Source organism: Acidobacteriota bacterium (genome assembly GCA_020845575.1).
In the GTDB taxonomy this organism is placed as follows: Bacteria; Acidobacteriota; Vicinamibacteria; order Vicinamibacterales; family Vicinamibacteraceae; genus Luteitalea.
This window is the reverse complement of the sequence record JADLFL010000018.1, coordinates 1-25,657: the sequence shown is the minus strand read 5'-3', so window position 1 is coordinate 25,657 and position 25,657 is coordinate 1. Positions and strand designations below refer to the sequence as shown.

General features: G+C 68.0%; 27 protein-coding genes and 1 tRNA gene. 18 read left to right on the top strand and 10 right to left on the bottom strand.

Annotated elements, in window-relative coordinates; translation table 11 throughout:
• Positions 1-58: 58 nt before the first annotated feature.
• Positions 59-1,372, bottom strand: a complete 1,314-nt coding sequence (locus IT182_05365; protein ID MCC6162761.1) for a nucleotide sugar dehydrogenase — start codon at positions 1,370-1,372, stop codon at positions 59-61.
• A gap of 52 nt (positions 1,373-1,424) precedes the next feature.
• Here IT182_05365 and IT182_05360 point away from each other — a divergent pair, with 52 nt between their 5' ends.
• Entirely contained in the window at positions 1,425-1,679 is a 255-nt protein-coding gene (locus IT182_05360) for a UDP-N-acetylglucosamine 2-epimerase (GenBank protein MCC6162760.1), read from the top strand.
• Here IT182_05360 and rfbC read toward each other — a convergent pair.
• Complete coding sequence (gene rfbC, locus IT182_05355; GenBank protein MCC6162759.1) at positions 1,671-2,240, bottom strand: dTDP-4-dehydrorhamnose 3,5-epimerase; 570 nt, start codon at positions 2,238-2,240, stop codon at positions 1,671-1,673. The genes IT182_05360 and rfbC overlap by 9 nt on opposite strands.
• On the bottom strand, positions 2,237-3,124 hold the full coding sequence (gene rfbA / locus IT182_05350) for a glucose-1-phosphate thymidylyltransferase RfbA (protein ID MCC6162758.1): 888 nt from the start codon (positions 3,122-3,124) through the stop codon (positions 2,237-2,239). Before rfbA ends, rfbC begins: the two co-directional genes overlap by 4 nt.
• Before the next feature lie 232 nt (positions 3,125-3,356).
• Between rfbA and IT182_05345 the strand changes: the two genes are divergently transcribed.
• Together IT182_05345 and IT182_05340 are read left to right on the top strand one after the other, a co-directional pair.
• Positions 3,357-3,593: a hypothetical protein gene (locus IT182_05345; protein ID MCC6162757.1), complete on the top strand. Its 237-nt coding sequence runs from the start codon at positions 3,357-3,359 to the stop codon at positions 3,591-3,593.
• Positions 3,594-3,661: 68 nt separating this feature from the next.
• The gene (locus tag IT182_05340) at positions 3,662-5,422 is read left to right on the top strand and encodes a TIGR03790 family protein (GenBank protein ID MCC6162756.1); all 1,761 of its coding nucleotides are present in this window, start codon (positions 3,662-3,664) and stop codon (positions 5,420-5,422) included.
• 6 nt (positions 5,423-5,428) lie between these two features.
• Here the strand turns inward: IT182_05340 and IT182_05335 are convergent, their stop codons facing one another.
• Positions 5,429-6,451 (bottom strand): sigma-54-dependent Fis family transcriptional regulator, encoded by a 1,023-nt coding sequence (locus IT182_05335; GenBank protein MCC6162755.1) that lies wholly within the window; start codon positions 6,449-6,451, stop codon positions 5,429-5,431.
• Positions 6,452-6,770: 319 nt separating this feature from the next.
• Here IT182_05335 and IT182_05330 point away from each other — a divergent pair, with 319 nt between their 5' ends.
• From IT182_05330 to IT182_05315, 4 genes are all read left to right on the top strand, one after another.
• A complete protein-coding gene (locus IT182_05330; GenBank protein ID MCC6162754.1) occupies positions 6,771-7,460 on the top strand; it encodes an ABC transporter ATP-binding protein in 690 nt (229 codons plus the stop codon).
• Positions 7,457-10,060, top strand: a complete 2,604-nt coding sequence (locus IT182_05325; protein MCC6162753.1) for an FtsX-like permease family protein — start codon at positions 7,457-7,459, stop codon at positions 10,058-10,060. The genes IT182_05330 and IT182_05325 overlap by 4 nt, the downstream gene beginning before the upstream one ends.
• The gene (locus tag IT182_05320; protein MCC6162752.1) at positions 10,057-11,175 is read left to right on the top strand and encodes a carotenoid 1,2-hydratase; all 1,119 of its coding nucleotides are present in this window, start codon (positions 10,057-10,059) and stop codon (positions 11,173-11,175) included. The genes IT182_05325 and IT182_05320 overlap by 4 nt, the downstream gene beginning before the upstream one ends.
• A 139-nt stretch (positions 11,176-11,314) precedes the next feature.
• Positions 11,315-11,473 carry a hypothetical protein gene (locus IT182_05315; GenBank protein ID MCC6162751.1) on the top strand — a complete coding sequence of 53 codons (159 nt, stop codon included), beginning with the start codon at positions 11,315-11,317 and terminating at the stop codon, positions 11,471-11,473.
• A 177-nt stretch (positions 11,474-11,650) separates the two neighbouring features.
• Here IT182_05315 and IT182_05310 read toward each other — a convergent pair whose 3' ends face one another.
• Entirely contained in the window at positions 11,651-11,863 is a 213-nt protein-coding gene (locus IT182_05310; protein MCC6162750.1) for a hypothetical protein, read from the bottom strand.
• Positions 11,864-11,888: 25 nt separating this feature from the next.
• Here IT182_05310 and IT182_05305 point away from each other — a divergent pair, with 25 nt between their 5' ends.
• From IT182_05305 to IT182_05295, 3 genes are all read left to right on the top strand, one after another.
• Positions 11,889-12,491, top strand: coding sequence for a leucyl/phenylalanyl-tRNA--protein transferase (locus IT182_05305; protein ID MCC6162749.1), 603 nt, complete (start codon positions 11,889-11,891; stop codon positions 12,489-12,491).
• Positions 12,492-12,500: 9 nt separating this feature from the next.
• Positions 12,501-13,478, top strand: a complete 978-nt coding sequence (locus tag IT182_05300) for an aldo/keto reductase (protein MCC6162748.1) — start codon at positions 12,501-12,503, stop codon at positions 13,476-13,478.
• A gap of 97 nt (positions 13,479-13,575) precedes the next feature.
• Complete coding sequence (locus IT182_05295) at positions 13,576-15,048, top strand: L-serine ammonia-lyase, iron-sulfur-dependent, subunit alpha (GenBank protein ID MCC6162747.1); 1,473 nt, start codon at positions 13,576-13,578, stop codon at positions 15,046-15,048.
• A 53-nt stretch (positions 15,049-15,101) separates the two neighbouring features.
• On the opposite strand, the gene IT182_05290 is transcribed toward IT182_05295, so the two are convergent.
• Complete coding sequence (locus tag IT182_05290) at positions 15,102-15,794, bottom strand: RNA-binding protein (protein ID MCC6162746.1); 693 nt, start codon at positions 15,792-15,794, stop codon at positions 15,102-15,104.
• On the opposite strand from IT182_05290, the gene IT182_05285 reads away from it, so the two are divergent.
• Together IT182_05285 and IT182_05280 are read left to right on the top strand one after the other, a co-directional pair.
• A complete protein-coding gene (locus IT182_05285) occupies positions 15,696-17,426 on the top strand; it encodes a hypothetical protein (GenBank protein MCC6162745.1) in 1,731 nt (576 codons plus the stop codon). The genes IT182_05290 and IT182_05285 overlap by 99 nt on opposite strands.
• Before the next feature lie 8 nt (positions 17,427-17,434).
• On the top strand, positions 17,435-18,133 hold the full coding sequence (locus IT182_05280; protein ID MCC6162744.1) for a DUF2490 domain-containing protein: 699 nt from the start codon (positions 17,435-17,437) through the stop codon (positions 18,131-18,133).
• 118 nt (positions 18,134-18,251) lie between these two features.
• Here IT182_05280 and IT182_05275 read toward each other — a convergent pair whose 3' ends face one another.
• Positions 18,252-18,629, bottom strand: coding sequence for a hypothetical protein (locus IT182_05275; protein ID MCC6162743.1), 378 nt, complete (start codon positions 18,627-18,629; stop codon positions 18,252-18,254).
• A gap of 299 nt (positions 18,630-18,928) precedes the next feature.
• On the opposite strand from IT182_05275, the gene IT182_05270 reads away from it, so the two are divergent.
• Together IT182_05270 and IT182_05265 are read left to right on the top strand one after the other, a co-directional pair.
• Positions 18,929-19,004 (top strand) — tRNA-Phe (locus tag IT182_05270).
• Positions 19,005-19,072: 68 nt separating this feature from the next.
• Positions 19,073-20,242 (top strand): sterol desaturase family protein, encoded by a 1,170-nt coding sequence (locus IT182_05265; protein ID MCC6162742.1) that lies wholly within the window; start codon positions 19,073-19,075, stop codon positions 20,240-20,242.
• A gap of 57 nt (positions 20,243-20,299) precedes the next feature.
• Here the strand turns inward: IT182_05265 and recA are convergent, their stop codons facing one another.
• Entirely contained in the window at positions 20,300-21,328 is a 1,029-nt protein-coding gene (gene recA, locus IT182_05260; GenBank protein MCC6162741.1) for a recombinase RecA, read from the bottom strand.
• Positions 21,329-21,589: 261 nt separating this feature from the next.
• On the opposite strand from recA, the gene IT182_05255 reads away from it, so the two are divergent.
• Complete coding sequence (locus IT182_05255) at positions 21,590-22,132, top strand: metal-dependent hydrolase (GenBank protein ID MCC6162740.1); 543 nt, start codon at positions 21,590-21,592, stop codon at positions 22,130-22,132.
• 173 nt (positions 22,133-22,305) lie between these two features.
• On the opposite strand, the gene IT182_05250 is transcribed toward IT182_05255, so the two are convergent.
• Positions 22,306-23,154: a 3-hydroxybutyryl-CoA dehydrogenase gene (locus tag IT182_05250; GenBank protein ID MCC6162739.1), complete on the bottom strand. Its 849-nt coding sequence runs from the start codon at positions 23,152-23,154 to the stop codon at positions 22,306-22,308.
• Positions 23,151-24,347: an acetyl-CoA C-acetyltransferase gene (locus IT182_05245; protein ID MCC6162738.1), complete on the bottom strand. Its 1,197-nt coding sequence runs from the start codon at positions 24,345-24,347 to the stop codon at positions 23,151-23,153. Before IT182_05245 ends, IT182_05250 begins: the two co-directional genes overlap by 4 nt.
• Positions 24,348-24,370: 23 nt before the next feature.
• On the opposite strand from IT182_05245, the gene IT182_05240 reads away from it, so the two are divergent.
• The 3 genes from IT182_05240 to IT182_05230 all read left to right on the top strand — a co-directional run.
• The gene (locus IT182_05240) at positions 24,371-24,664 is read left to right on the top strand and encodes a DUF721 domain-containing protein (protein MCC6162737.1); all 294 of its coding nucleotides are present in this window, start codon (positions 24,371-24,373) and stop codon (positions 24,662-24,664) included.
• Positions 24,661-25,221, top strand: coding sequence for a septum formation inhibitor Maf (gene maf, locus IT182_05235; protein MCC6162736.1), 561 nt, complete (start codon positions 24,661-24,663; stop codon positions 25,219-25,221). The genes IT182_05240 and maf overlap by 4 nt, the downstream gene beginning before the upstream one ends.
• 138 nt (positions 25,222-25,359) lie before the next feature.
• On the top strand, positions 25,360-25,657 hold a 298-nt coding region (locus tag IT182_05230; GenBank protein ID MCC6162735.1), incomplete at its 3' end, for a cytochrome c maturation protein CcmE.

Sequence of the window (25,657 nt, the reverse complement as noted above, 5' to 3'; positions counted from 1 at the left end):
TAGATGAGAAGGCCGCCGGCACGCGTCGCGCCTCGTGTGCGGGAATCGGTCGTCTGTGTCAGGCACGTACGACAGCCACAGGGCCAGCCGGGTCGGCCTTCACGATGTTGCGCGTATCGACCACGAGCGGCACCCCGGCGTAGAGGGCCGGATCCTTGAACTGCGCGTGCGCGGTGGAGACGAGCAGCGCGTCGTACCGGCGGAACGTCGCGTTGTCGCACGGCACCGACGACAGCTCGAGCGAGTGCCGGCGCCCGTGCCGCGCGTGGGGGAAGTACGGGTCGCAGTAGTCGACCAGCGCACCCTTGTCCTGCAGGTACTCGATCAGCTCGTACGACGGCGACTCCCTGTCATCGTCGATGTTCTCCTTGTAGGAGAGGCCGAGCACCAGTACCTTCGCGCCCTTGACGCTCTTCTGCGCGTCGTTGAGCGCGTCGGCCACCTTGCTCACGACGTAGCGCGGCATAGACGTGTTGACCTCGCCCGCGAGCTCGATGAACCGCGTCCACATGCCGTATTCGGATGCCTTCCACGACAGGTAGAACGGATCGAGCGGGATGCAGTGGCCGCCGAGGCCGGGTCCCGGATAGAACGGCGTGAAGCCGAAGGGCTTGGTCTTGGCCGCCTCGATGACCTCCCACACGTTGATGCCCATTCTGTCGAACGTGATCTTCAGCTCGTTGACGAGCGCGATGTTGATCGAGCGGAACACGTTCTCGAGCAGCTTGCTCGACTCGGCCACGCGTGCCGACGACACGGGGACCACCTTGTCCACGCCCGCGGCGTAGAGGGCGACGGCCGCCTCGGTGGACGGCGCGTTCACGCCGCCGACCACCTTGGGGATGGTCTTGGTGTTGAAGTGCGGATTGCCCGGATCCTCGCGCTCGGGCGAGAAGGCGAGCAGGAAGTCGTCGGGGCATGTCAGGCCGGTGGCTTCGAGGATCGGCAGCACTTCCTCGTCTGTCGTGCCGGGGTAGGTCGTGGACTCCAGCACCACGAGTTGACCCTTGCGGAGCCGCTTCGCGATCTCGCGCGCGGTGTTGTGGATGTACGAAAGATCGGGCTCGCGGTGCGTGCCAAGGGGCGTCGGGACGCAGATCAGGATGGCGTCACAGTCGGCCAGTTGGTCGAAGTTCGTCGTCACGGAGAAGCGACCACGGCCGATGGCGGCGGCCACGCGGTCCGAGCCGATGTGCCGGATGTACGACTCGCCGCGCGTGAGGGCGTCGACCTTCTTCGGATCGAGGTCGAAGCCGCGGACCCGGAAGCCGGCTTCCTCGAAGACGAGCGCGAGAGGCAGGCCCACGTAGCCCTGTCCGATGATGCCGACGACCGCCGAGCGGTCCGTGATGCGAGCGAGCGTAGTGGTCATGGCGAATGGGCGTCGAGTTCCGGTACGACGCGACCCTCTAGCCTAGCAGACGCTGGTGTTCACCGATTCAGGCGGGATTCAGGAGGAGACGACGGCGCTGGGCGTGCCGTGCCTGACGTTCCGCGACTCGACGGAGCGGCCGATCACGGTAACGGAAGGGACCAACGTGCTGGTGGGGACCGATGCGCAGGCCGTGCCGGCGGCGGTCGACGCCGCCCTGGCGGGCCGCACGGGCGCGCGTGTGCCGGAGTATTGGGACGGGCGCGCCGCGGAACGCATCGTTGCCACGCTGATACGGTCAGCGTGAGCGAGCGTCGTGCGGCGGGGCGCCAGCGGCCAGCCACGCGTCGAGCGTCGGGTTCGCTGCATCGCGGGCCGAGAGGATCGGCGCGCCCGGCAGTGGCCACGGGATGGACAGCCGCGGGTCGTCCCAGGCAATGCCGCGCTCGTCGGCCGCGTCGTAGTACGTCGTGCACTTGTACTCCACCTGCGCAACGTCGCTCGTCACGCAGAACCCGTGCGCGAATCCGGGTGGCACGTAGATCTGCCTGAAGTTGCTGCTCGTGAGCTCGACACCCACGTGCCGACCGAACGTCGGCGAGTCCGGGCGGATGTCGACGGCGACATCCCAGATCGCGCCGTCGATGACTCGCACGAGTTTGCCCTGCGGACGCTGCTCCTGGAAGTGCAGCCCGCGCAGCGTGTCCCGTACCGATCGTGAATGGTTGTCCTGCACGAACACCGCGTCGAGTCCGGCTTCGGCGTAGCGCCGTGCGTGATACGTCTCGAGGAAGAAACCACGCGAGTCTTCGAACACGCGGGGTTCGATGACGAGCACGCCGGGCAGGGACGTGGCATGGACGATCATCGCGCGTCGTCCTGAGACAGCAAGCGCAGGAGGTACTGACCGTACGAGTTCTTGCGCATCGGCTGCGCCACCCGAGCGAGTTGTGCCGCGTCGATGTAGCCCATGCGCCAGGCGATCTCCTCCACGCACGCGAGCATCAGTCCCTGCCGATCCTCGATGGTCTGCACGAACTGCGATGCCTGCAGCAGTGATTCGTGTGTGCCCGTGTCGAGCCACGCGTAGCCCCGACCGAGGCGCTCGACGTGCAGATCCCCGCGTTCCAGATAGTGGCGATTCACGTCGGTGATCTCCAGTTCCCCGCGCGGCGAGGGCCGGAGTTGCGCGGCCACATCGAGCACATCGTTGTCGTAGAAGTACAGACCGGTCACCGCCCAGGGCGATCGTGGCGTGGCAGGCTTCTCCTCCAGCGAGATGGCCCGATCACTCCCATCGAACTCGACGACGCCGTACCGTTCGGGATCGCGCACCAGGTACCCGAACACCGTCGCGCCGGTTGCGCGTGTGGCCGCCGCCTCGAGGACGTCCGGCAGGCCATGCCCGTAGAAGATGTTGTCGCCGAGCGCGAGCGCCACGCGACTGTCGCCGACGAAGTCGCGCCCGATGATGAAGGCCTGCGCGAGGCCGTCAGGACTGGGCTGCTGCGCGTACGAGAACGACAGGCCCAGGTCATCGCCCGTTCCGAGCAGACGCTGGAAGGCGGCCGTGTCTTCGGGCGTCGTGATGATCAGGATGTCGCGGATGCCCGCCAGCATGAGCGTGGCCAGCGGGTAGTAGATCATCGGTTTGTTGTAGACGGGCACGAGTTGCTTGCAGACGCCGCGGGTGACCGGATAGAGGCGGGTGCCCGAACCGCCAGCGAGGATGATGCCCTTGAGGGTAGCCATGGTGCGCTGCCATTCTGGGAGTGGCAGACACCCGCGTCAACCCTGGCTGACGAGAGGTCGTGTATGGCGCGACTTTTGGCCGAGGGTGTGCCGACAACGTACACTTGCCACTTCCTGAGATGTTGGCTGCCTTGCTCGGGAAAGTCAGGAATTTGCGGTAGATCAGTGAGGCGGAATCCGGGGCGCATGGCGGGAACGAGGTTTGCTCTGACGGTGGGACAGACCGTCCCCCATGGACATCCATTTCATCTCATCCCTGAATCCAGACGACGAAGACCGGGTCGCGCAAGTCGTGCTGGCGGCCGTACGCCCGATTCTCGAGGTCCTGCCTATCGCGTACACTGTGCGGATTCGTACGGCCACCAACAACGTGTACCAGCACACGAAAGCCGAGATCGCCCCGTCTGTCGGCGTGGACCCGCCGCGTACCGCACCAGCCATGCAGGCATCGGGCGTGCGGTCGGAGTGACGCGACCCGCCGCTACCCGGGCCACGCGTGCCGGCTGGCGTCTGGCCCGGCGTGGCCTTGGCGCGCTTGTGGCCCTCTTGGGCGTGGTCGGCGCAGCGTCTGCGGCCGACGTCGATGGCCGCTCCGTTCTGCTCGTCGTCAACACCCGGGTCGCCGCCAGCGGTGAGCTTGCCGAGGAATACCGGCGACTTCGTGCCGTGCCGGAATCACAGGTGGTCACCGTGGACGTTCCGGTGGACTCGACGATCGCGAGGGATGCGTACGAGAGGGACATCGCGGGTCCCGTCGCCAGGTGGCTGGCCGACAACGGTGCCACGGATCGCATCACATTCGTCGTCCTGATGCCGGGACTCCCGTTGCGCGTGGGCGGAACCGTCGGTCGTGATGGCACATCAGCCAGCGTCGACAGTGAACTCGCCCTCCTGTACCGACAGATGACAGGCGCAGTCGTAGCGCGGGCCGGACGCGTGCCGAACCCGTATTTCACGGCAGACGCGATCGGGGCGACACCGCGTCCCTTCGATCGTCGCGCGTACGACATCTACCTGGTGACGCGTCTTGACGGTAGTACCACGGCGGCGACGCGCGCGCTGCTCGCGCGTGGCCGACAACGCGCCTCAGGATGGCAATTCGTGGTTGATGGCCGCGCGGCCGACCGCAGCGGCGCCGAGCGCCGCTGGTTGGCCGACGTGCCAGGCCGGTTGGCTGACGTGGCGCCGCGACGAGAGGGGCTGGCCACGGTGTTCGATGAGACCGCCGCTGTTGCGACTGCCGAAGGTGCCGTGACCGGCTACTACAGCTGGGGCTCCAACGATACGCGGACTCGTACACCGCCGGTGTCATTCGGTCCGGCGGCTGTCGCCGCGTCGTTCATGAGTGCTGACGCGCGCACGCTGACGTCTCCGCCTGCCCAGTGGATGCCGGGCCGATGGGATCGGCGCGACTCGTTCTACGCCGGAGGCCCGGAGGCCCTCGCCGTGGACTGGCTCGACGCCGGACTCACGGGACTGGGCGCCATGGTGGGGGAGCCGTATCTCGACGCGGCATTCCGCCCTGCGACATTGTTCGAGGCATGGACACGCGGCTACACCCTGGCCGAGAGCTTCTACATGGCGATGCCGTTTCTGAGCTGGCAGGCCGTGGTGTTCGGCGATCCACTGGCCCGCGCGGCGGACGGGACGTGGCCGTCGCCGGAAGCAACGGACATCGACGACGCCAGCGGTGAGCCGGCGCTCTTTCAGGCTCGCCGAGTCGCGGCGATGCGCACGCGCCTCGGGTTGCCCTCGGACGCGGTCACCGCGCGATGGCTTGCAGCCCTGAAGGCCAATGCCCTCGAGCCGAAATCGGGCGTCGTGCGCGACCTTCTGGAGCAGGTGGTCGCCGAGGCTCCGAGGTTCGTGGCTGGCCATGTGCTGCTGGCCGACGTCCACACGGCTCGTGGCGATCACGACCTGGCGCGTGCCAGCTATCGTACGGTGCTGGCCATCGACCCCAACCATGTCATCGCCCTGAACAACCTGGCGTACAACCTCGCCGTCCAGGCGGGCGACGTGGACGCGGCAGTTCCCTTGGCGGACAGGCTGATGCGACTCGGCCAGACGTCGCCGACCGTCCTGGATACGGTTGGGTGGGTGTGGCACCTGGCCGGACGCAGCCAAGCGGCAGCCGAGGTCCTGTCGCGCGCGACACGAACGGATCCGACACTCTGTGACGGGTTGGACCACTATGCCCAGGTGTTGACGGCTCTCGGTCGATCCGCGGAAGCAGCACGCGTGAGCGCGCAGCTCATCGCCTGTCGAGCGCCGGCCGCGCCGACGCCGCCCCGGTGACAGCGGTTACCGGAAGTCCTTGAACGGCAACTGACAGTCGTGCTTGCGCAGGAAGTTCAGGAACCGCTTGTAGTCGCCGGCGTCCATGTTGAACAACCGGCAGACGATCTTGTAGTTGCCGCGCGACTCCTCGAGGCCCTTCCGCACGAGGTCGCGCATGTTCTGCTTGGTGATCTCACGCTCCATGTAGAGCGGGTACACGGCGGTCCAGAACGATTCCCGCTGCTCGATCATCCGCTTGTACAGGTCGTCGGCCACCGTGCGCCGGCGCTCGCGGCGCGGACGAACGCCAACGCCGCGCTGCGACTTGACCTCCGTCGGGAGGTCTTCCGCGCGGATGAGCTCGTGCCGTCCCGTCACCACCAGTCGCTCGACCACGTTCTCGAGCTCGCGCACGTTGCCCGGCCAGGCGTAGTCCACCATCAGGTGGAACGCTTCGGGCTCGAACCCGCGTACGGCATGGCCGCCCCATGACACGTAGCGGCGCAGGAAGTGCTCGATCATCTGCGGGATGTCTTCCTTCCGTTCCCGCAGCGGCGGGACCTGGAAGTGAATGACGTTGAGGCGGTAGTACAGGTCTTCGCGGAACTGCTCGCGCGCGATGAGATCCTGCAGGTTCCTGTTGGTGGCCGCCACCAGCCGCACGTTCACGATGCGCCCGCCGCGGTCGGCGCCCACCTTCTGCAACTCGCCGGTCTCGAGGAAGCGGAGCAGCAGGCCCTGCATCCGCAGGGTCATCTCGCCGACCTCGTCGAGGAAGATCGTGCCCTCGTGCGCCGATTCGAGCTTCCCCGGCTTGTCGCGATACGCACCCGTGAAGCTCCCCTTGACGTGCCCGAAGAGTTCGGATTCGAGCAGCGTCTCTGGCAGTCCGGCGCAGTTCATGGCGATGAAGGGCTTGTCGGCACGCTGGCTGTGGACGTGGATCGCCCGGGCGACCAGTTCCTTGCCCACGCCGCTCTCGCCGGTGATGAGCACCTTCGCGTCGGTGCGCGCGATGCGCTCGATTTCCTCCCTGAGCTCCGTCATCTGAACGGATGTCCCGATGAGCTGAGCCTGTTCGGCGTTCTTCAACATGGTCATGACGTGACGAGCGCGGCTCGTGCCTCACGAATCGGCTTCGGGCGCCGATCCTGCAGTTCCCTCGGCCGGCCCGGCACGCCCCACGGGATGACAGACGGCGTGCCCAGACGGGACGGTTCGGTGAACAAAGGTCCGCAAACGGAAGACTCTCGATTCTATTGAGGGGCGATAAACGCTTATTGCGTAATGTCTTACCTGAAGTCTTCCTGGTTGAGTCGTGGTGCGTGTCGATAGCAGCATACTACGGCGAGCGGGCCGGCCTATCCTGAGAGCGATGCTGCACCTGCACGACATCCGGAAGCGGTACCCCGACCAACCGCGCGACGCCGTGGCCGGCGTGTCCTTCACCGTGCCCGCCGGCGACTTCGTGGCTCTCATGGGACCGTCGGGGTGCGGCAAGTCCACGCTGCTGCACGTGTGCGGGGCAATGGACCGCCCGACGGCAGGCCGGGTGGTGCTCGCCGGCGACGACCTCACGACCCTTGACGATGAGGCGCTGACGCTGACGCGCCGGTCGCGCATCGGGTTCGTGTTCCAGTTCTTCAACCTGCTGCCCACGCTCACGCTGGCCGAGAACATCGCGTTGCCGTTGCTGCTGGCCGGGCGCCGGCCCGTCGACGCCATCCGGGCCGCGAGAGACGCCGGGGCGCGCATGGGGATCGGCGCACGCCTCGACGCGTACCCCGCCCAGACCTCCGGCGGGGAACTGCAGCGCACCGCCATCGCACGCGCGGTGGTGCACGAGCCGCTGCTGCTCATCGCCGACGAGCCGACGGGCAATCTCGACTCCGCCAACGGCGGTCTCGTGCTGGATCTGCTGCACGCCCTCAATCGCGAGCTCGGGCTGACGATCGTCCTCGCGACCCACGACAGCGCCATCGCGGCGGGTGCGACGCGCGTCATCCATCTGCGCGACGGGCGGATCGCGGCGCCCGACGGCGCGGCCGGGGCATGACGCAGCTGTTCCGGCAGGTCATCGTGAGGCGCCTCGCCACCGAGCGCCTGCGCACGATGGTGACGGCGGTCGGCGTGGCCGTCGGTATCGCCGTGGTGCTGGCCATCAGGTTGACGAATGCGAGCGCCCTCCGCGGATTCGACGCCGCGCTCGACATGACGTCCGGTCGCACGGGGCTCGAGATTCTCGGTGTAGGCGGGACGCTCGACGAACGACTCATCGCCGATCTCGATTGGCTGCGCGTGTACGGCCATGCGAGTCCCGTCATCGACGCGGACCTGGTGGTACGAACCTCCGCCTTCGCGCAGCGGGCTACGGTGGACAAGGGGGATGAGCCGACCGAGCTGCTCCGTGTGTATGGCGTGGACGTCCTGCGCGACGCGCCATTGCGCACGTACGCGACGGCAGATGCGGCACGCGGTACGACAGACATCCTCCGCCTGCTCGTCGAGCCCGGCGCCATCGTCGTCACGAGGGCGTTCGCCGATCGCCATGGCGTGACCGTGGGAGACAGACTCGTGGGGCTGGTCGACGACAGGCAGGTGTCGCTCACGGTGCTCGGTCTGCTCGCGGCAGACGGTCCTGCTGCGCTGCTCGACGGTCACTTCGCGCTCATGGACCTGGCTGCCGCGCAGGACGCATTCGGTCGCGCCGGCAGGATCGATCGCATCGACATCAGGCTGCGCGACGGCGTCGACGTTGCCGAGGCCGAAGCCGCCGTGCGCGCGCGACTGCCCGATGGTGTGAACGTGCAGCGCCCGTCGCGGCGCAGCGCGCAGGTCGAGCGCATGCTCGCCGCGTTCCACATGAACCTGACGGCGTTGTCGTCGATCGCGCTGCTCGTCGGCCTCTTCCTCGTCTACAACGCGGTGTCCGTGTCGGTGCTCGCGCGCCGGCACGAGATCGGGACGCTGCGTGCGCTCGGCGGCACGAGCCGCCAGGTGCAGGCGCTGTTCCTCGGCGAGGCGCTCGTGTTCGGCGCGCTGGGTGTTGCCGCCGGCGTCCCGCTGGGACGCGCGCTCGCGAGTGCGATGGGAAGCCTGACGTCGGCCACCGTCGCGACGCTGTACGTCAGATCAGCCGCGGCCACGCCGGAGTTGAGCGGTTGGGACGTGCTGCTCGCGGCGGTCATCGGCCTCCCGCTGTCGCTCGCCGCGGCGTGGCTGCCCGCACGCGAGGCAGCGCGCGTGCCGCCGACGGCCGTGATGCGCGGCGCCGATCGCGTCACCGCTCGCCTACGCAACGGCGGCGTGATGCCAGCGGTGGGCGTCGGGCTCATCGTGCTTGCGGCAGGACTCGCACGTGTGCCTGCCGTGGATGGCCTGCCGCTGGCCGGTTACGCGGCTGCCGCTGCACTCGTGTTCGGCGCGGCGCTGCTGACGCCGCCGGTCCTGCGTGGTGCGGCGCGCGTCGGGCGAACGGCCTCGTTCCGGCTGCTGCGCGTGGGCGGGTGGCTGGCGCACGCGAATCTCGGCGGCCATGTGTCGCGCGTCGCCGTGAGCGTGGCGGCCCTCGCGACGAGCCTGGCGATGACCGTCGCCATCACGGTGATGGTCGGGAGCTTCCGCGAGACGGTCATCGAGTGGGTGGGACAGACGTTGCGGGCGGATCTCTACGTCGGACCCGCCACGCGAGCCAGCGGCGCGCGAGCGGTCGCCATCTCCCAGACCGTCGAAGCCGTCGTGCGCGCACATCCGGACGTCCTAGCCGTCGATGCCTTCCGTAATCTGTCGGTGACGTATGACGATACTCCCATCACGCTGGTAGCCGGTGATGTGGACACGCTGCTGTCGCATGGCGGACTGCGGGTGAAGGCGCCGGTTGATGGCCGTGCGGCGCTGCAGGCCCTCGCCGGCCGTGATGTCGTGGCCGTGTCGGAGCCGTTCGCGATGCGTCATGACCTGCGCGTCGGCGATCGCGTGACGCTGCCCACGCCGCAGGGGCCGCGCACGTTCGACGTCGCGGCAGTCTTCTACGACTACTCGAACGACAGGGGCGTCGTCCGGATGGATATCGCGGTGTTCACGCGGCATTTCGGCGATCGTCGTCCGGCGGGGCTTGCCGTGTACCTGCGCGAGGGGGCGGACGCGGTGGCCGTACGGGACGCGTTGTTGCGCGACATCGAAGGAACGGCTGGCGTGTTCATCCACTCGAACCGCGCGCTCCGTCAAGAGGTGCTGCGGATCTTCGACAGCACGTTCGCCGTCACGTACGCGCTGCAGGCAATCGCCGTGCTCGTCGCGCTGCTCGGCATCATCGGGACGCTCATGACGCTGGTGATCGAGCGCCGGCGCGAGATCGCGATCCTGCGCGCGCTCGGCACGTCGCGCAGGCAGCTCACGACGATGATCGTGGGAGAGGCGGCGATGCTCGGCGCAATCGCGCAGGGGATGGGGCTTGGCGTCGGCCTTCTGCTGTCGCTCATCCTCGTGTACACGGTGCTCGTCCAGAGCTTCGGATGGACCATCCAGTGGTACGTGCCGTGGCGTGCGCTCGCCCGGATGTCCGCATTCGTCGTCATCGCCACGCTCGTCGCAGGGTTGTACCCGGCCTGGCGCGCGATGCGCGACGTCAGCGTCGTCCCGGAGCGCGACGAATGACGCGAATCGTGCAGGGGATGGCGATGCGCATCGCGCTGGTGATGATGGTGGCGATGACCGTCGCGCACGCGCAGCCAACGGACTGGCGGCGGGCCGAGCCGGGGCGCGTGCTGTCGGTGCCCGCCGATCACGTGTCGCATCCCGACTACCGACTCGAATGGTGGTACTACACGGGCAACGTCACTGGCGCGGAGGGACGTGCTTACGGATACCAGGTGACGTTCTTCAGGTACGGCCTCGTGCGCGAGCCTGCGTCGCGCTCACCGTGGGCCGTCCGCGATCTGTTCATGGCGCACGTTGCCGTGACGGATCGGGCGACGGGTGTGCACCTCTACGAGGACCGCATCAATCGCGCGGGCCTGCACTGGGCCGGCGCCCGCACCGATCGCTACGATGTGTGGAACGAGACATGGCGCGTGTCTCTCGACGCGGACGGTCGTCACCACCTCGCGATCGACGCCGAGACCTTCGCGCTCGATCTCCGGCTCGAGCCGGGGAAGCCCGCAGTCCTGCAGGGGGACCGCGGCTACAGCCGGAAAGGCAGCGATCCAGGCAACGCGTCGCACTACTACTCCCTCACGCGCATGCCGACGAGCGGCACGCTGCGCATCGGCTCGAAGGACGTCCGCGTCACGGGCGCGAGCTGGATGGATCATGAGTTCGGCTCCAGCACCCTCGAGAGACACGTGCAAGGGTGGGACTGGTTCGCGCTGCAACTGGACGATGGGCGGGAGTTGATGCTGTATCGGTTCAGGCGGACCGACGGAGGTGTGGACCCATATTCGTCGGGCACGTGGGTGGCGGCCGATGGCGCGTCGCGCCCACTGGCGGCCGACGCGTTCGCCATCCAGCCGCGGCGGACGTGGCGGTCGCCCACCTCGCATGCGACCTATCCCGTCGAATGGGACGTGTCGGTGCCGGGTGACGCGACCCGCCTGCGCGTGCGAGCCGTACTCGACGCGCAGGAACTGGTGACCCGCCGTTCGACAGGCGTCACGTACTGGGAAGGCGCGGTCGAGGTCGAGGGTGAAGCCGCCGGCCGGCCCGTGAAGGGGCGCGGCTACGTCGAATTGACGGGATATGCCGGCCGTCCGATCAGCGACGTGATGCGGTAGCCTGTCCCTGGCAACAGGCGCAGGCAAGCGCTCTGCCTGCCCTGACCGGTCGTTCCGGAGCATCATCCGCGTGCTGAGGCGGCGTCGGTAGTCAGGGCTGCCAGACGGCTGGTCTTGTGTGGTCTTCAAGGAGATTTGAATGTTGAAGCGACTCGCACCGCTCGTTGTCGTGCTGTCACTGGGTGTTTCGTCAGCGCAGGCGGCTCCTGTGTTCTTCGACGACTTCACGGCCGATGCGTATGGACTGAACGCCACGCTCACGAACTGGACCATCATCGATGGGCGTCGCAACGCGTAGCATCGGTCGCGTACCGAGCCAGGTGCCCAGCCCGTTGCTCACCACATTGGTCATGGTGGGCGAGCGGCTGTGGCAGTAGACCTGGAACAGTTCCACCAGGAGTGACAGCGCCACGCCGGCGCAGACCACGAGGGCGAGGCGTGCAGTTGTCGGGCGCGCGCGCTCGCCCGTTGTGGGCTACGCCGTTGCGGCGGCGCCGAACGGGACGAACAACAGCACGTTCAGCAGAAAATCGAGCGGGCGCAGCGTTCGCGTGAACGGCACCCATTCCACGTCCGCCCAGTGTGAATGCCCCACGTACGCCGACCAGGGCGTTGTCGTCACGGCGAGGACGACCACGACGCTCGCTGCCAGCGGTATCCAAGGTGGGAGTCTTGCGAACCGGCGCATCGACGGTATCGTAGCGTGCAGGCCCATGCGCGCGCGCGGCAGACAGACCATCGACCCCGACCTGCTCCTGCGTGCCTATGCGCTCGGCTGGTTCCCCATGGGCACCGGCCGGCGAGGCCGCATCGAGTGGTTCTCGCCCGACCCGCGCGGCGTCATCCCCATCGACACGTTCCACGCCCCGTCGCGCCTGGCGCGCGTGGTCCGGCAGTCGCGCTTCGACGTGCGGGTGGACACCGCGTTCGAGGCCGTCATGCGCGCCTGCAGCGCACGAGACGAGACATGGATCACCGACGACATCGTCGGCAGTTACGTGGCGCTCCACAGGCTCGGCCACGCGCACTCGGTGGAGACCTGGCAGGACGATGTGCTGGTCGGCGGATTGTACGGCGTGTCGATTGGCGGGGCGTTCTTCGGCGAATCGATGTTCCACACGGTGACCGATGCGTCGAAGGTCGCGCTCGTCGCGCTGGTCGAGCGTCTGCGCGCGCGAGGGTACGTCCTGCTCGACACGCAATGGATCACGCCGCATCTCGTGCAATTCGGTGCGCGCGAGATCCCGCGGGCGGACTACCTCGAACGCCTGACGACGGCGCTTGCCGTTCCGTGTACGTTCGCTGACCGGGCGTAGAATCTCGTCGTGCATACTCGACAACTCGGCAGGACGGATCTGCACATCACGCCCATCGGTTTCGGCGCGTGGGCGATCGGCGGCGAATGGCGCTTCGGGTGGGGCCCGCAGGACGATGGTGACTCGATCGCGGCGATTCGACAGGCGGTGAGCCGCGGCATGAACTGGGTCGATACGGCACCTGCGTATGGCCTCGGACACTCGGAGGACGTCGTGGCGCGCGCGCTCGCCGACATCCCGTTGTCCGAGCGCCCGTACGTGTTCACCAAGTGCACGCTCGTGTGGGGCGCGGATCGCGTCGTGCACCACGACCTCACGGCGGCGTCGATCAGACGGGAAGTCGAGGACAGCCTGCGCCGTCTGCGCGTGGACGCCATCGACCTCTATCAGATGCACTGGCCGCGGTGGACTGCGCAGGAGGGGCCGTCGCCGGGCAGCGTGGCGGAGGCATGGGGCACGCTCGCGGACCTGAAGGCGCAGGGCAAGCTGCGGCACATCGGTGTCTCGAACTTCACGGTGGCGGACCTCGGCGTGGCGGAAGCGATCGCGCCTGTGGCGTCGCTGCAACCGCCGTACTCGATGCTGCGCCGCGCGATCGAGCCGGAGATCCTTCCGTACTGCGAGGCACACGACATCGGCGTGCTGACGTACAGTCCCATGCTCTCGGGACTGCTCACCGGAGCGATGACGCGGGAGCGCGTGGCGTCGCTGCCCGCCGGCGACTGGCGGCGCACCAACAAGGAGTACCAGGAGCCGCAGTTGTCCCGGAACCTCGCGCTCGTCGAAGTGCTGCGCACGATTGGCGCGCGTCATGGGCGGTCGCCCGGCGAAGTGGCGATCGCCTGGGTGCTGCGGCGACCTGTCGTCACCGGGGCGATCGTCGGCGGCCGATCGGCGGCGCAGATCGATGGCGTTGTCGGCGCAGCGGACCTGCGGTTGTCGTTGTCGGAGATCGACGAAATCGAAGCAGCACTGCCAGAGCAGTGACCTGAAATGCCGCGATGCCGCGATCGCGCGATGCCCGGAATGCAGGGCATTGGAATGACGAATGCCGAATGGCGAATGACAGAGGTTCAGACTTGCCATGGCTGACGAGCGACTGTCCGTCGTCGACATCTTCAAGATTGGCGTAGGGCCGTCGAGCTCGCACACGCTCGGGCCGTGGCGCGCGGCGGAGCAGTGCATGGCGCGCTGGACTGCCGAGTCGGGCCTCGCCGGCGTGGAGGCGATCGAGGCGCACCTGTACGGATCGCTCGCCAAGACGGGGCGTGGGCACGGTACTGACATCGCCGTCGTCGCGGGGCTGCTCGGTGCCGATCCAGAGACGTGCGACATGGTGGACGTGCAGGCGCGCGTCAGGCACGCGCTGGAGACGCACACGCTCACCTTGGCGACAAGCGACACGGCGTCGCTGGCCGTCACCTTCCATGAGCAGGAGTCGTTGCCGGAACACCCCAACGGCATGCGCTTCGTGAGTCAGTGGACGGATGGCCGTCGTGACGAGATCGTGTGCTTCTCGATCGGCGGTGGCTTCGTGGCGTGGCAGGGGCGCGACGGCGCGTCGGGATCCGGCGTGTCGCTGCCGTTCCCGATCGACACCGCCGAGGATCTGCTGCGGTGGTGCGAGACGACGGGCGGATCGATCGCTGATGTCGTGCTGCAGAACGAGGCGGCGTGGCGGCCGCGGGCGGACACCGACGCGTTCATCGCGCGCGTGTGGCGCGTGATGCGCGAGTGCATGTATCGCGGGTGCCACACACCGGGACGGTTGCCCGGCGGGCTGAACGTGCGTCGCCGTGCGGCGGATATCAACGCGCGGTTGCTGGGGACGCGCGACCTCTCAGCGCAGAATCTGCCGGCCGGCGACCACGTGTCGGGCGCGACGACAACGGCGGCGGAGATCGACGCGTGGTTTGCGGCGATCGCGGCCGGCGGGACGGGCTTCGGATGGACGCTCGACTGGGTGACGGCGTTCGCGCTCGCCGTCAACGAAGAGAACGCGTGTTTCGGGCGTGTGGTGACGGCGCCGACCAACGGCGCGGCGGGTGTGCTGCCCGCGGTGCTGGCGTACGACGTGGTCTTCGGGCAGACGGCGTCGACACCCGATCGCATGGCGCGGTTCCTGCTCGTGGCGTCGGAGGTCGGGTGCCTCTTCAAGAAGGGCGCGACGATCTCCGCGGCGATGGGGGGCTGTCAGGCAGAGATCGGCGTGTCGTCGGCGATGGCTGCCGCCGCGCTCACCGAAGTGAACGGCGGTTCACCGAGCCAGGCGCTGATGGCCGCCGAGATCGCGATGGAGCACCATCTCGGGCTCACGTGCGATCCCGTCGGGGGGCTGGTGCAGATCCCGTGCATCGAGCGCAACACGATGGGTGCGATCAAGGCGATCACGGCGTCGCAGCTCGCGCTCGCGAGCGACCCGGCGTACGCCAGGGTGTCGCTCGACGCGGTGATTCACACGATGTGGACGACGGCGCTCGACATGAGCGCGAAGTACAAGGAAACGGCCGATGGAGGCCTGGCCGTGCACATCCCGCTCAGTCTGAGCGAGTGCTGAGTCAGTGTCAGATGGAGGCCAGGGGTTTCAACCCCTGGCACACTCGTGCTGACTTACCAGCGGGGTTCGCGGCGGTTGCCGTAGCCACCGCGGCCACCGCCAGGCTTGCGGCCGCCACCCCCGCCACCGGGACGACCGCCGCCACCGCCACCGAATCCGCCACCACCGCCGCCGAATCCACCGCCGCCACCGAAGTCGCCGGGTCCGCGTTCCGGACGCGGGCGTGCCTCGTTGACCGCAATCGCGCGGCCACCGAGCTGCGCGCCGTCGAACTGCTGGATCGCCTTCAGTGCTTCATCGTCGTTGGTCATCGACACGAAGGCGAAGCCGCGCGGGCGGCCGGTCATGCGATCGCGCATGACCGTCACGCTCTCGACCGTGCCGGCCTGCGCAAACAGCTCTTCGAGTTCGGGTTCGCTGACCTGGTACGGGATGTTGCCGACGAACAGGCTCTTCGCCACTGCCGTTCCTCCTGACCTGACGTGCCGGCCGCTGCGCGCGGCCACCGGGACGGGCCGGAGGCGTGATGGCGTCTGGCTGTCCTTCCAAACGTTGACGGTACCACCGTGTCGCGCCGCCTGCAATGGGCGGACGCGCGCAGTTGCGTGCCGCGAAGGGACGTGCGTAGAGTGCAGGTCATGCTGCCATTGCTGCTCGTTGCGCTGTTGCAGGCCCCAATCGCCCCTCCGCTCGCGGCGGATGTCGCCGATCGGCGCAATGTCGACGTCCCCGACACGGACACGCATGTGGTGTTGCAGCCGTTCGACACGAAGGAGGCCTGGGAGCGTCACCGCACGCGTGTGCGGCAACAGGTGCTCACGGCTGCGGGGCTCGACCCGATGCCGGAGAAGACACCGCTGCACGCACAGCGCTTCGGGAAACTGCAACGAGACGGTTACACGATCGAGAAGGTCCTGCTCGAGACGTGGCCCGGGTTCTTCCTCGGCGGCAACCTGTACGTGCCGGCCACGCCGGGCCCGCATCCCGCCGTGGTCTCGCCGCACGGCCACTGGAACTACGGCAGGCTCGAACATCAACCGCTCGCGTCGGTGCCCATGCGTGCTGCCAACCTCGCGCGCCGCGGTCATGTGGTCTTCATCTACGACATGGTCGGGTACGACGACACCATGCAGGTGCCGCACTCGTTCCATGGTCCGCGCGAGACACTGTGGTCATTCGGTCCGCTCGGCCTGCAACTCTGGAACTCGATTCGCGTGGTGGATTTCCTGACGTCGCTGCCGGATGTCGACGCGACACGCATCGGGGCGACCGGTGCGTCGGGCGGTGCGACGCAGACGTTCCTGCTCGCGGCCGTCGACGACCGCATCGCGTACGCGGCCCCCGTCAACATGGTGTCGGCGTACATGCAGGGCGGCTCGTATTGCGAGAACGCACCGGGCCTGCGCCTGGGTATCAGCAATCTCGACATCGCGGCCGCCTTCGCGCCCAAGCCGATGCTCCTGGTCTCGGCGACCGGCGACTGGACCAGGCAGGTGCCGAACGAGGAGTACCCGGCGATCAGACGGATCTACGACCTGTACGGGGCTGCCGATCGTCTGTCGCACCTGCAGGTGGACGCGCCGCACAACTACAACCAGACGTCGCGCGAGGCGGTGTATCGCTTCATGGATCGACAGGCGTTCGGCCGGGCCGACGAGGGGAAGGAACGGTCGGCGCCGGTGGAGAAGCCGGGAGACATGCTGGCGCTGATGGGCCGAACGCTGCCCACCCACGCCGCGACCTACGACAGCCTGTTCGCCGACTGGCGACGTGCCGCCACCGCGCAGTCCGATGCCGTGCAGGACGACGCGGCGCTGCGGACAATGTTGCGTCGCATCCTCGCGCTGCCGGACGAAGTGACGGCCACGCGAGACGGGGCCGGCATCATCACGCGCGGTCAGGGGGATCGCGTGCCGAGCACGTGGACGCCCGGCAAGGGCCGGCCGCTGGTGGTGATTCACCCGGAGGGACGCGCAGCAGGCGCCGCGCTCGCGGAGGTCGCCGCCGCACGCAAGGCGCGTCGCCCCGTCCTCATCGTCGAAGTGTTCCAGACGGGCGAATCGGTGGCTCCGCGTGCCAGGACGCACAACCACTGGCTGACGTTCAACGTCAGCGACGATCAGGCGCGCGTCCAAGACATCGCGGCGGCACTTGCGACGCTGCCGTCGGGCGTCGCGGCTGACGTGCTCGCCGTGGGCGATGCGCGCTATTGGGCGGCCGTGGCCGTTGCCGCTGCCGGTGGCGGGCACCGCGTCACCTTCGACGTGGCAACGTTGGCCGGCGATGATGCGACACTCGAGAAGGCGTGCTTCGTGCCAGGGTTGCAGCGCGCCGGTGGGATGCGCGTCGTGGCAAGGATGCTCGGGAGGACGTTGTGAGCGTGATCGTGCGTATGGTCCTGGCGTTGGCCGTGGGAGTGGTGCTGAGTGTGGGTGTGGCGCGCGCGCAGGAGGCGACAGGTCCTGCCACGCACGACGTGCAGGCGTGGCTGCTGCTGGTCGCGCTCATACCGATCGGCGAACAGTGGACGCTGCAGACCGAGGTGCAGCCGCGGTGGAAGGAGGACCTCTCCGAACGGCATGAAGCCATCGTGCGCGGATCGGTCGGGCGCCGGCTCGGGCGGCGTGCGACGCTGTGGGGCGGTGTGGCGACGGTCGCTCGCTGGACCGACGGTCAGCGCGCGGACGACGAGCAGCGGGTGTGGCAGCAACTGAGCACGACGTTCCCGAACGTGGGGAAGTGGACGCCGTCGATCCGCATCCGCGTGGAGCAACGGTTCCTCGATGCGTGGCAGGACTCGTCGCATCGCCTGCGCACCATGGCGCGCCTGACGCGTCCGCTCGGCGCGAGCCGCTGGACGGCAGCGCTGTGGAACGAATACTTCGTGACGCTCGACGACACGCGCGGAGGGCCGCAACAGGGCTTCGATCAGAACCGCGTGATGGCCACGGTGATCCGCCCGCTGGGCAAGCGCGTCACGTTGGAGTCCGGTTACGTGTGGCAGTTCGTCTCATCCACCGCTACTCGCGCCCCCCGTCACGGCCACACGCTGTTCACGTGGCTGACGTACACCGCAGGAAAGTAGAACGGAGGATCGGGCCGGGCGTCGGCCTGCGCCCTACGCGGGCTACGGCGCGACAGGTCGCCCGGCCAGCACAGGGCAGGGTAGCCGCCGGATTTCATCCGGCGGACGGACATCACTGTCAACCCCTGGCACTGCTGGCGAGAGCGGCTTGCAGGTCGCGCACCTCTCGCGCGAGCAGTTCGGCACGGGCCTGGTAGAAGTCGGCGAGGAGGTTGTCGCAGCGACGCGCGTGGTCGTACAGCGCGTCGAGACCGATCTCTGGCCGCTGACGTGCCACTTCCTGCAGGGCCATGCGGAGCGACCAGTGCGCCTCGCGCCAGGCGTCGAGCAGGACGCGCTCCCGATCCTTGCCGATCGGCGGGATCGCCGGCGTACGAGGACCAAGGAGGTCGCCCGGCAACTCGGGGAGTGGGGCAACGCCGGAGGACAGCGGCTCGATGCGTCGGCCGCGCCTGCCGTCGGATGGGAACTGCAGCACCGTCGATGAAGTCTGCATGTCGCTCACGGTGCTCCACGCAAGAGCAAACGCCGAGCCAGTCCGCCAGAGCTTCCGGACAGGGCACTTCTGCAAGAACGCCGCAAACAGTTCCCTCTCGCGGCGCCTTTTCGTCGCAATCGAGCGGACTCATCCGCCTTCGCGCTGCGTCGGCGCGACCGGCGCGGGACGCGGCGCCCCCTCGCACACACCTCTCCCGCAGATGTAGGGGGCCGGCCCCTACACCAACTTCAGAAGCGCTTCAGCCCGTTAGGCGGCCTGTGCTATTCTTCGCAGGTTGTTCCCGCCGCGCACCTCGTGCCGAGGTAGCTCAGTTGGTAGAGCATACGACTGAAAATCGTAGTGTCGCCAGTTCGATTCTGGCCCTCGGCACCATTTCCTCTTCCCTGTCAGTGGACGTTGTCGAGTCAAGGCGTTCGAGCGCCTGACCGATTGGATGACGGATGACGGGATCCGTGCGTGACGGCGGGAGGGCGCCACGGCGTCACGCGCACCTCGCGCTCAGGACGTCGGAGGCGACGTCTGTCGGGCATGGCTTCATCAGCGGGTTGATGTCCGCCCTGCTGGGCATCGCCGGGCTCGGTCTGGTGCTCGGTCTTCATTTCCCGACATACGTCGCCTTTGGCGAATTGCGCCCGCTCTACGCCTCACCGTACCTGCGCGCGGCGATTCACCTGACGCTCGTCGCGTCGTTCCTCCTCGGCACTGTCAGCGCCATGCTCCGTGCGAACAAGGCGCTCGCCCTCACGGGCATCGGATTCACGCTCGCCGCGGCATTGCTCGGCGGGTCGCGCGTCGGCGTGGACACCGCCGTCACGGGGGCATCGTCCTGGCTGGCCGCGGACTTCTTCGTGCTGAACCTCCTGCTGTATTCAGCGGTCTTCGTGCCGCTCGAGCGGCTGTTTGCCTTGAAGACGACGCAGGCGGTGTTCCGCCGGCACTGGCTCGTGGACCTGTCGTACTTCTTCGTGAACTCGTTGCTGGTCGAAGTGCTGACGCTTCTGACTCTGACGCCGGCGCTCGTGCTGTTCGACTGGGCGCGCGTGGCGACCATCGAGCGCACGATCGCGGCGCTGCCGCTGCTCGTGCAGGTCTTCGCGATGGTACTCGTTGCCGACCTGACGCAGTACTGGGTGCATCGCGCGTTCCACGCGGTGCCCGTGCTGTGGCGTTTCCACGCGATTCACCACTCGGTGGAGGAGATGGACTGGCTGGCAGGCTCGCGCCTGCATCTGGTGGACGTGATCCTCACGCGCGGCCTGACCTACGTCCCGATCTTCGTCTTCGGGTTCTCCAGGCAGGCCCTGATGGTCTACGTGTTCCTCGTCGCCGCGCAGGCGACGTTCATCCACGCCAACGTCCGATGGGAGTTCCACGCGCTCGGTCGATTCGTTGCGACGCCCGCGTTCCACCACTGGCACCACAGCGCGGAGCGCGACGCGCTCGACAAGAACTTCGCCGTGCACACGCCGCTGTGGGATCTCCTGTTCGGGACGTACTACCTGCCGGGCCACTGGCCGACGCAGTACGGCCTTGCCAGCACATCAGACGTACCGGTGGGGTGGATGAAGCAGTTGCTGTATCCGTTCAGGCGCTCGTCGAGACGACAGTGACGAACGGGCACCCACAAGGGGTGCCCCTACAGATCGGGAGAGGAACGCTGTGGTCGACTATCCGGCGACGGGCTCGGCGGTTGGGGCGGCGAGGCCGAGCTCCTTGCGGAGACGTTCCTCGATGGCCTGGTAGGTCGCGGGGTTGTCCTTGAGGAACTGCTTGGCGTTCTCGCGGCCCTGGCCGAGGCGTTCGCCGCTGTACGAGAACCATGTGCCGCTCTTGTCGACGATCTTGCGATCGACGGCGAGGTCGAGCAGGTCGCCCGCGCGCGAGATGCCTTCGCCGTACATGATGTCGAATTCCGCTTCGCGGAAGGGCGGCGCCACCTTGTTCTTGACGATCTTCACGCGCGTGCGTCCGCCGGTCACCTGATCGCCATCCTTGATCGCGCCGATGCGGCGGATGTCGATGCGCACCGACGAGTAGAACTTCAGCGCGCGGCCACCGGTGGTCGTCTCGGGGTTGCCGAACATCACGCCGATCTTCTCGCGCAGCTGGTTGATGAAGATCAGGCAGGTCTTGCTCTTGGCCACCACGCCGGTGAGCTTGCGCAGGGCCTGCGACATGAGGCGCGCCTGCAGGCCCACCTGCGCGTCGCCCATCTCGCCCTCGATTTCGGCGCGCGGCACGAGCGCGGCCACCGAGTCGACCACGATCACGTCGACGCTGCCGGAGCGGACGAGCACCTCGACGATCTCGAGCGCCTGTTCACCGTTGTCGGGCTGCGACACGAGCAGGTCTTCGAGGTTCACGCCCAACTTCTGCGCGTAGGACGCGTCGAGCGCGTGCTCGGCGTCGACAAACGCCGCCATCCCGCCCAGCATCTGGGCCTGCGCGATCACCTGCAGGGCCAGCGTGGTCTTGCCGGAGGACTCCGGACCGAAGACCTCGATGACACGGCCCCGCGGCACACCGCCCACGCCGAGGGCGTAGTCCAGGCTGATGGCACCCGTGGAGATGCTGGGGATGGCGACGGCGTCCTTCTGGCCCAACCGCATGATCGAGCCCTTCCCGAACTGCTTCTCGATCTGGCCAACGGCCATCTCGATGGCACGAACGCGTTCCTTGATGTCGTCAACGGGCATGACTCGAAACTCCTTGCGGTGATGAAACGTGGCTGGTCCGTACGCGTTGGGCCGCGGCGGCCCTATTGCGTGTCTGCCGCCTTGGGCATTCTAGGAATGTGCCAGGCGCAAGTCAAGCGAAAGTGAAGGCGGCTACTGTCTCTAAAGACCTATGAAATAGTCATTTGCGGAATCGCATCACTTTCGCCTCTCTGTCTGAGGCGTGCAGCAAATGCACACCCCAGGTTGCCGGCGCGTGGCAGGGATTGCTACTGTCCTCTGATGCCCAGCCCCGTGGGGCATGCCCTTGCCGGCCTGGCCGTGGGCGTGCTGGCCGCCGGCCCCCGCGCCCTCGTTCGTGCCATCGACCCGCCGGCCGCCAAGCGTCCCATCGACACGGCGCTCCTGGCGATGATCCCGTTTGCCGTGCTGGGCGCGCTGCCCGACGTCGACCTGCTCTTCGGTGTGCACTCGATGTACACGCATAGCGTCGGCGCGGCGGTGATTGTGTTGCTCATCGCGCGCGTCGTCACGGGCGGCTGGCGCTGGGCCATCGCCGCGAGCCTGGCCTACCTCACGCACCCGCTGCTCGACTGGCTCGGGCACGACACCACGCCGCCGATCGGCGTCATGGCGCTCTGGCCGTTCCGGCCCGACTACTACCAATCCGACCTGCACCTGTTCCTGCCGATCTCGCGGCGCTACTGGGTGGACGGTTTCCTTGCGCACAATCTGACAGCCGTCGCCCGCGAACTCGTCGTCGTGGCCCCGCTGGCCGCGTTCACCTACTGGCGCCTCATCCGAGTCGCCAACAGGCGGATGTGAGCGGAGCCGGGTCCGGCAACGGGCAATCGGCAACCGGCAACCGGTTGGGCATGTCGAAAGGCCGGGCTCGGAGAGCCGGCCCTACCACTTGGAGAGCCGGCCCTGCCACTTGAAGAACAGGTTCGGCTCCGACCGGTTGCCGGTTTGCCGGTTGCCCGTTGCCGGTTCTGTTTTCACGCGTAGCTGTAGAACCCCTGCCCTGACTTGCGACCGAGGTGGCCGGCGGCGACGAGGCGGCGGAGGAGGGGGCAGGCGCGGTACTTCGGGTCGCCGAGGCCCTGATGCAGGACGTCGAGGATCGCCAGACACACGTCGAGGCCGATGAAGTCGGCGAGCGCGAGCGGACCCATCGGGTGGTTCATCCCGAGCTTCATCACCGAGTCGATCGCCTCGGCCGTGCCCACGCCTTCCATCAGCGCGAACACCGCCTCGTTGATCATCGGCATCAGGATTCGGTTGGCGATGAAGCCGGGGTAGTCGTTGGCGGCGATGCCCGTTTTCCGCAACTGACGGCACAGGTGCTCGGCGACCGCCATCGACGCGTCGGACGTCGCCTGGCCGCGGATCAACTCGACGAGCGGCATCAGCGGCACCGGGTTCAGGAAGTGCATGCCCAGTACCTGCGAGGGGCGTTGCGTCGCCGCGGCGATGTCGGTGATCGAGATCGACGAAGTGTTCGTCGCGAGAATCACGTCAGCTCCGGCTAACGCATCGAGCTTCGCGAACAGCGCACGCTTGGCGTCGCGCTGTTCGACGATCGCTTCGACGATGTAGTGGGCGTCGGCGAGGGCGTCGATGGACCCGTGCCATGAGAGCCGGCCGAGCGTGGCGTCGCGATCGGCAGCCGTCAGCGTGCCCTTCTCGACGAACTTGCCGAGGCTCCTGCCAATCGCCGTCTTCGCCCGCTCGAGCGCGGCGGGAGAGACGTCGACGAGCGTCACGGCGAACTCATGCTGCGCAAACGTCTGCGCAATGCCGTTCCCCATCGTTCCCGAGCCGACAACGCCGATGGACTGAATCATCGCTCTATCGCCAGCGCGACGCCGTTGCCGCCGCCGAGGCAGAGAGCCGCCACGCCGCGTCGCAGGCCGTAGCGCTCGAGGGCGTGGAGCAGGGTGACGAGGACGCGTGCGCCGCTCGCGCCGATCGGGTGACCAAGGGCGACGGCGCCGCCGTGGACGTTGACTTTCTCCTCGGGAATCCCGAGCTCTCCCGTCACCGCGATCGCCTGCACCGCGAACGCTTCATTGATCTCGAACAGGTCCACATCGTCAAGCGTCCAGCCGGCCTTGCGCAGGACGGCCTGGATGGCCGGCACGGGCGTCATCATCACCCAACGTGGTTCGAGCCCGCTCGTCGCCTGCGCGACGATGCGCGCCCTGATCGTGAGGCCGCGCGCACGCGCGACGTTCTCGGCCGCGACGACGAGCGCGGCAGCGCCGTCGTTGACGCCCGGCGCGTTGCCGGCCGTGACGGTGCCCTTCGGATCGAACGCCGGCTTCAGCCGCGCGAGTGCGTCTGCGGTCGAGTCCGCACGAACGGATTCGTCTGTGTCCAACAGCACCGGGTCGGCATTTCGGCCGCCGCGCGCGGCAGGTAGCGTGACGGGCAGGATCTCCGCCGTGAATGCACCGTCGCGCTGTGCGCGCGCGGCCTTCTGATGGCTGCGCGCCGCGTACGCGTCCTGCGCCTCGCGCGCGATCCCGTAGCGCTCGGCGACGGCTTCTCCCGTCATGCCCATGTGCCAGTGATCGATCGCGCACCACAGGCCGTCGTGAATCATGCTGTCGACGACCTGCGCGTGGCCCATGCGGAAGCCCTCGCGTGCGCGCGGCAGCAGGTACGGCGCCTGGCTCATCGACTCCATGCCGCCGGCCACGACGATGTCGCTGTCGCCGCAGGCGATGCCCTGCGACGCGAGCATGACGGCACGCAGGCCAGACCCGCACACCATGTTGACGTTGAGCGCCGGCACCTCCTGCGGCAGACCTCCCTGCAGCGCCGCCTGCCGGGCGGGATGCTGGCCGAGTCCGCCCGAGATGACGTTGCCGAGGATGCACTCGTCGACGTCGGCAGGGGAGAGGCCCGCGCGCGCGACGGCTTCACGGACGACGAGTGCGCCGAGCGCCGGAGCGGGCAGGTCCTTCAGGCTGCCGAGAAACTTGCCCGTCGGCGTGCGCACGGCGGAGACCAGGACGGTAGGGCGGAGAGTCATGGCGAGACTGCTATTCTCCACCCGTGGTGCCCACGCAGCAATTGATGCCGTCTGTGACGAAACTCATCGCCAGCCAGCCACACAGCGCAGGGAAGGTCGAGGCGGCCTGGCACATGGCCGTCGGCGGGGCGCTGGCGCGCCTGAGCCGGCCGACGCGCGATGCGGGCGGCGTCGTGTACGTGGAGGCGCGCGACGCGAGAATCGCCGAACAGCTCGACCTGCATCGCCGCGTCATCGAAGCGCGTCTTCGCGATGTGCTTGGTGACCGCGGTCGCCGGTTCGCCGTCGTCTCGGGCGCTCGGGCCGCCGCGCGATGACGATCGTGCTGGCGTCGGCGTCACCGCGTCGGGCCGCGTTGCTGACGGCGGCGGGATTCGCGTTCACGATTCGCGTGGCGGATGCAGACGAGACGCCACACGTCGGCGAAGCGGCCGACGCGCTCGTGCAGCGGCTCGCCCTGACCAAGGCGCACGCCGTTCCGTGCGCCGCGGGCGAACTGGTGCTGGCGGCCGACACCACGGTGGTGTGCGATGGCGCGATTCTGAACAAGCCGGCAGACGCGGCCGAGGCCGCGCGCATGCTGCGCCGGCTGTCCGGTCGCGCGCACGAGGTCCTGACGGGCGTGGCCCTGCGCTCCGGCGACGATGTGGAGACATTCGTCGAGCGTACCGTGGTCTGGATGGCCCCGTTGGATGAGAACGATATCGCGTGGTACGTCGCGTCAGGCGAGCCGGAGGGGAAGGCCGGCGCGTACGGGATCCAGGGACTGGCCTCCCGTTTCGTCACGCGCATCGACGGTTCGTACACCAACGTCGTCGGTCTGCCGGTCGCCCAGGTCGCGGAACGCCTGCGACGGTGGGGTGCCAGGGGCTGAGGCTCCTGGCCTCCAGCCTCCGGGACATGGAGCGACCGGGTTTCAACCCGTTCGTCAGCCGACGGTGGCGCTGACCGGCTAACGGGGTCATAATTCGCTTCGTGGGCCGTCCGGCGGTTCCTGGGCCCACGTCACATCATGAGCGGATCAAAAACGGCCAAAATCGCGATTTCGACCCTGGTCCTCGGCGTGGCGTTCAGCGCCATGCTCTACTCGAGCCTTCGCGAGGACACGCAGTACTACAAACACGTGGACGAGGTGATGACGCAGCCGGCCGACTGGTACGGCAAGCGGCTGCAGTTGCACGGACACGCGTCGGACGTGCGCCGGAAGGCGGACTCGCTCGACTACCGGTTCGAGGTGACGCACAACGGCCAGGTCGTGCGTGCCAACTACACAGGCATCGTGCCCGACACGTTCAAGGACGGGTCGGAGG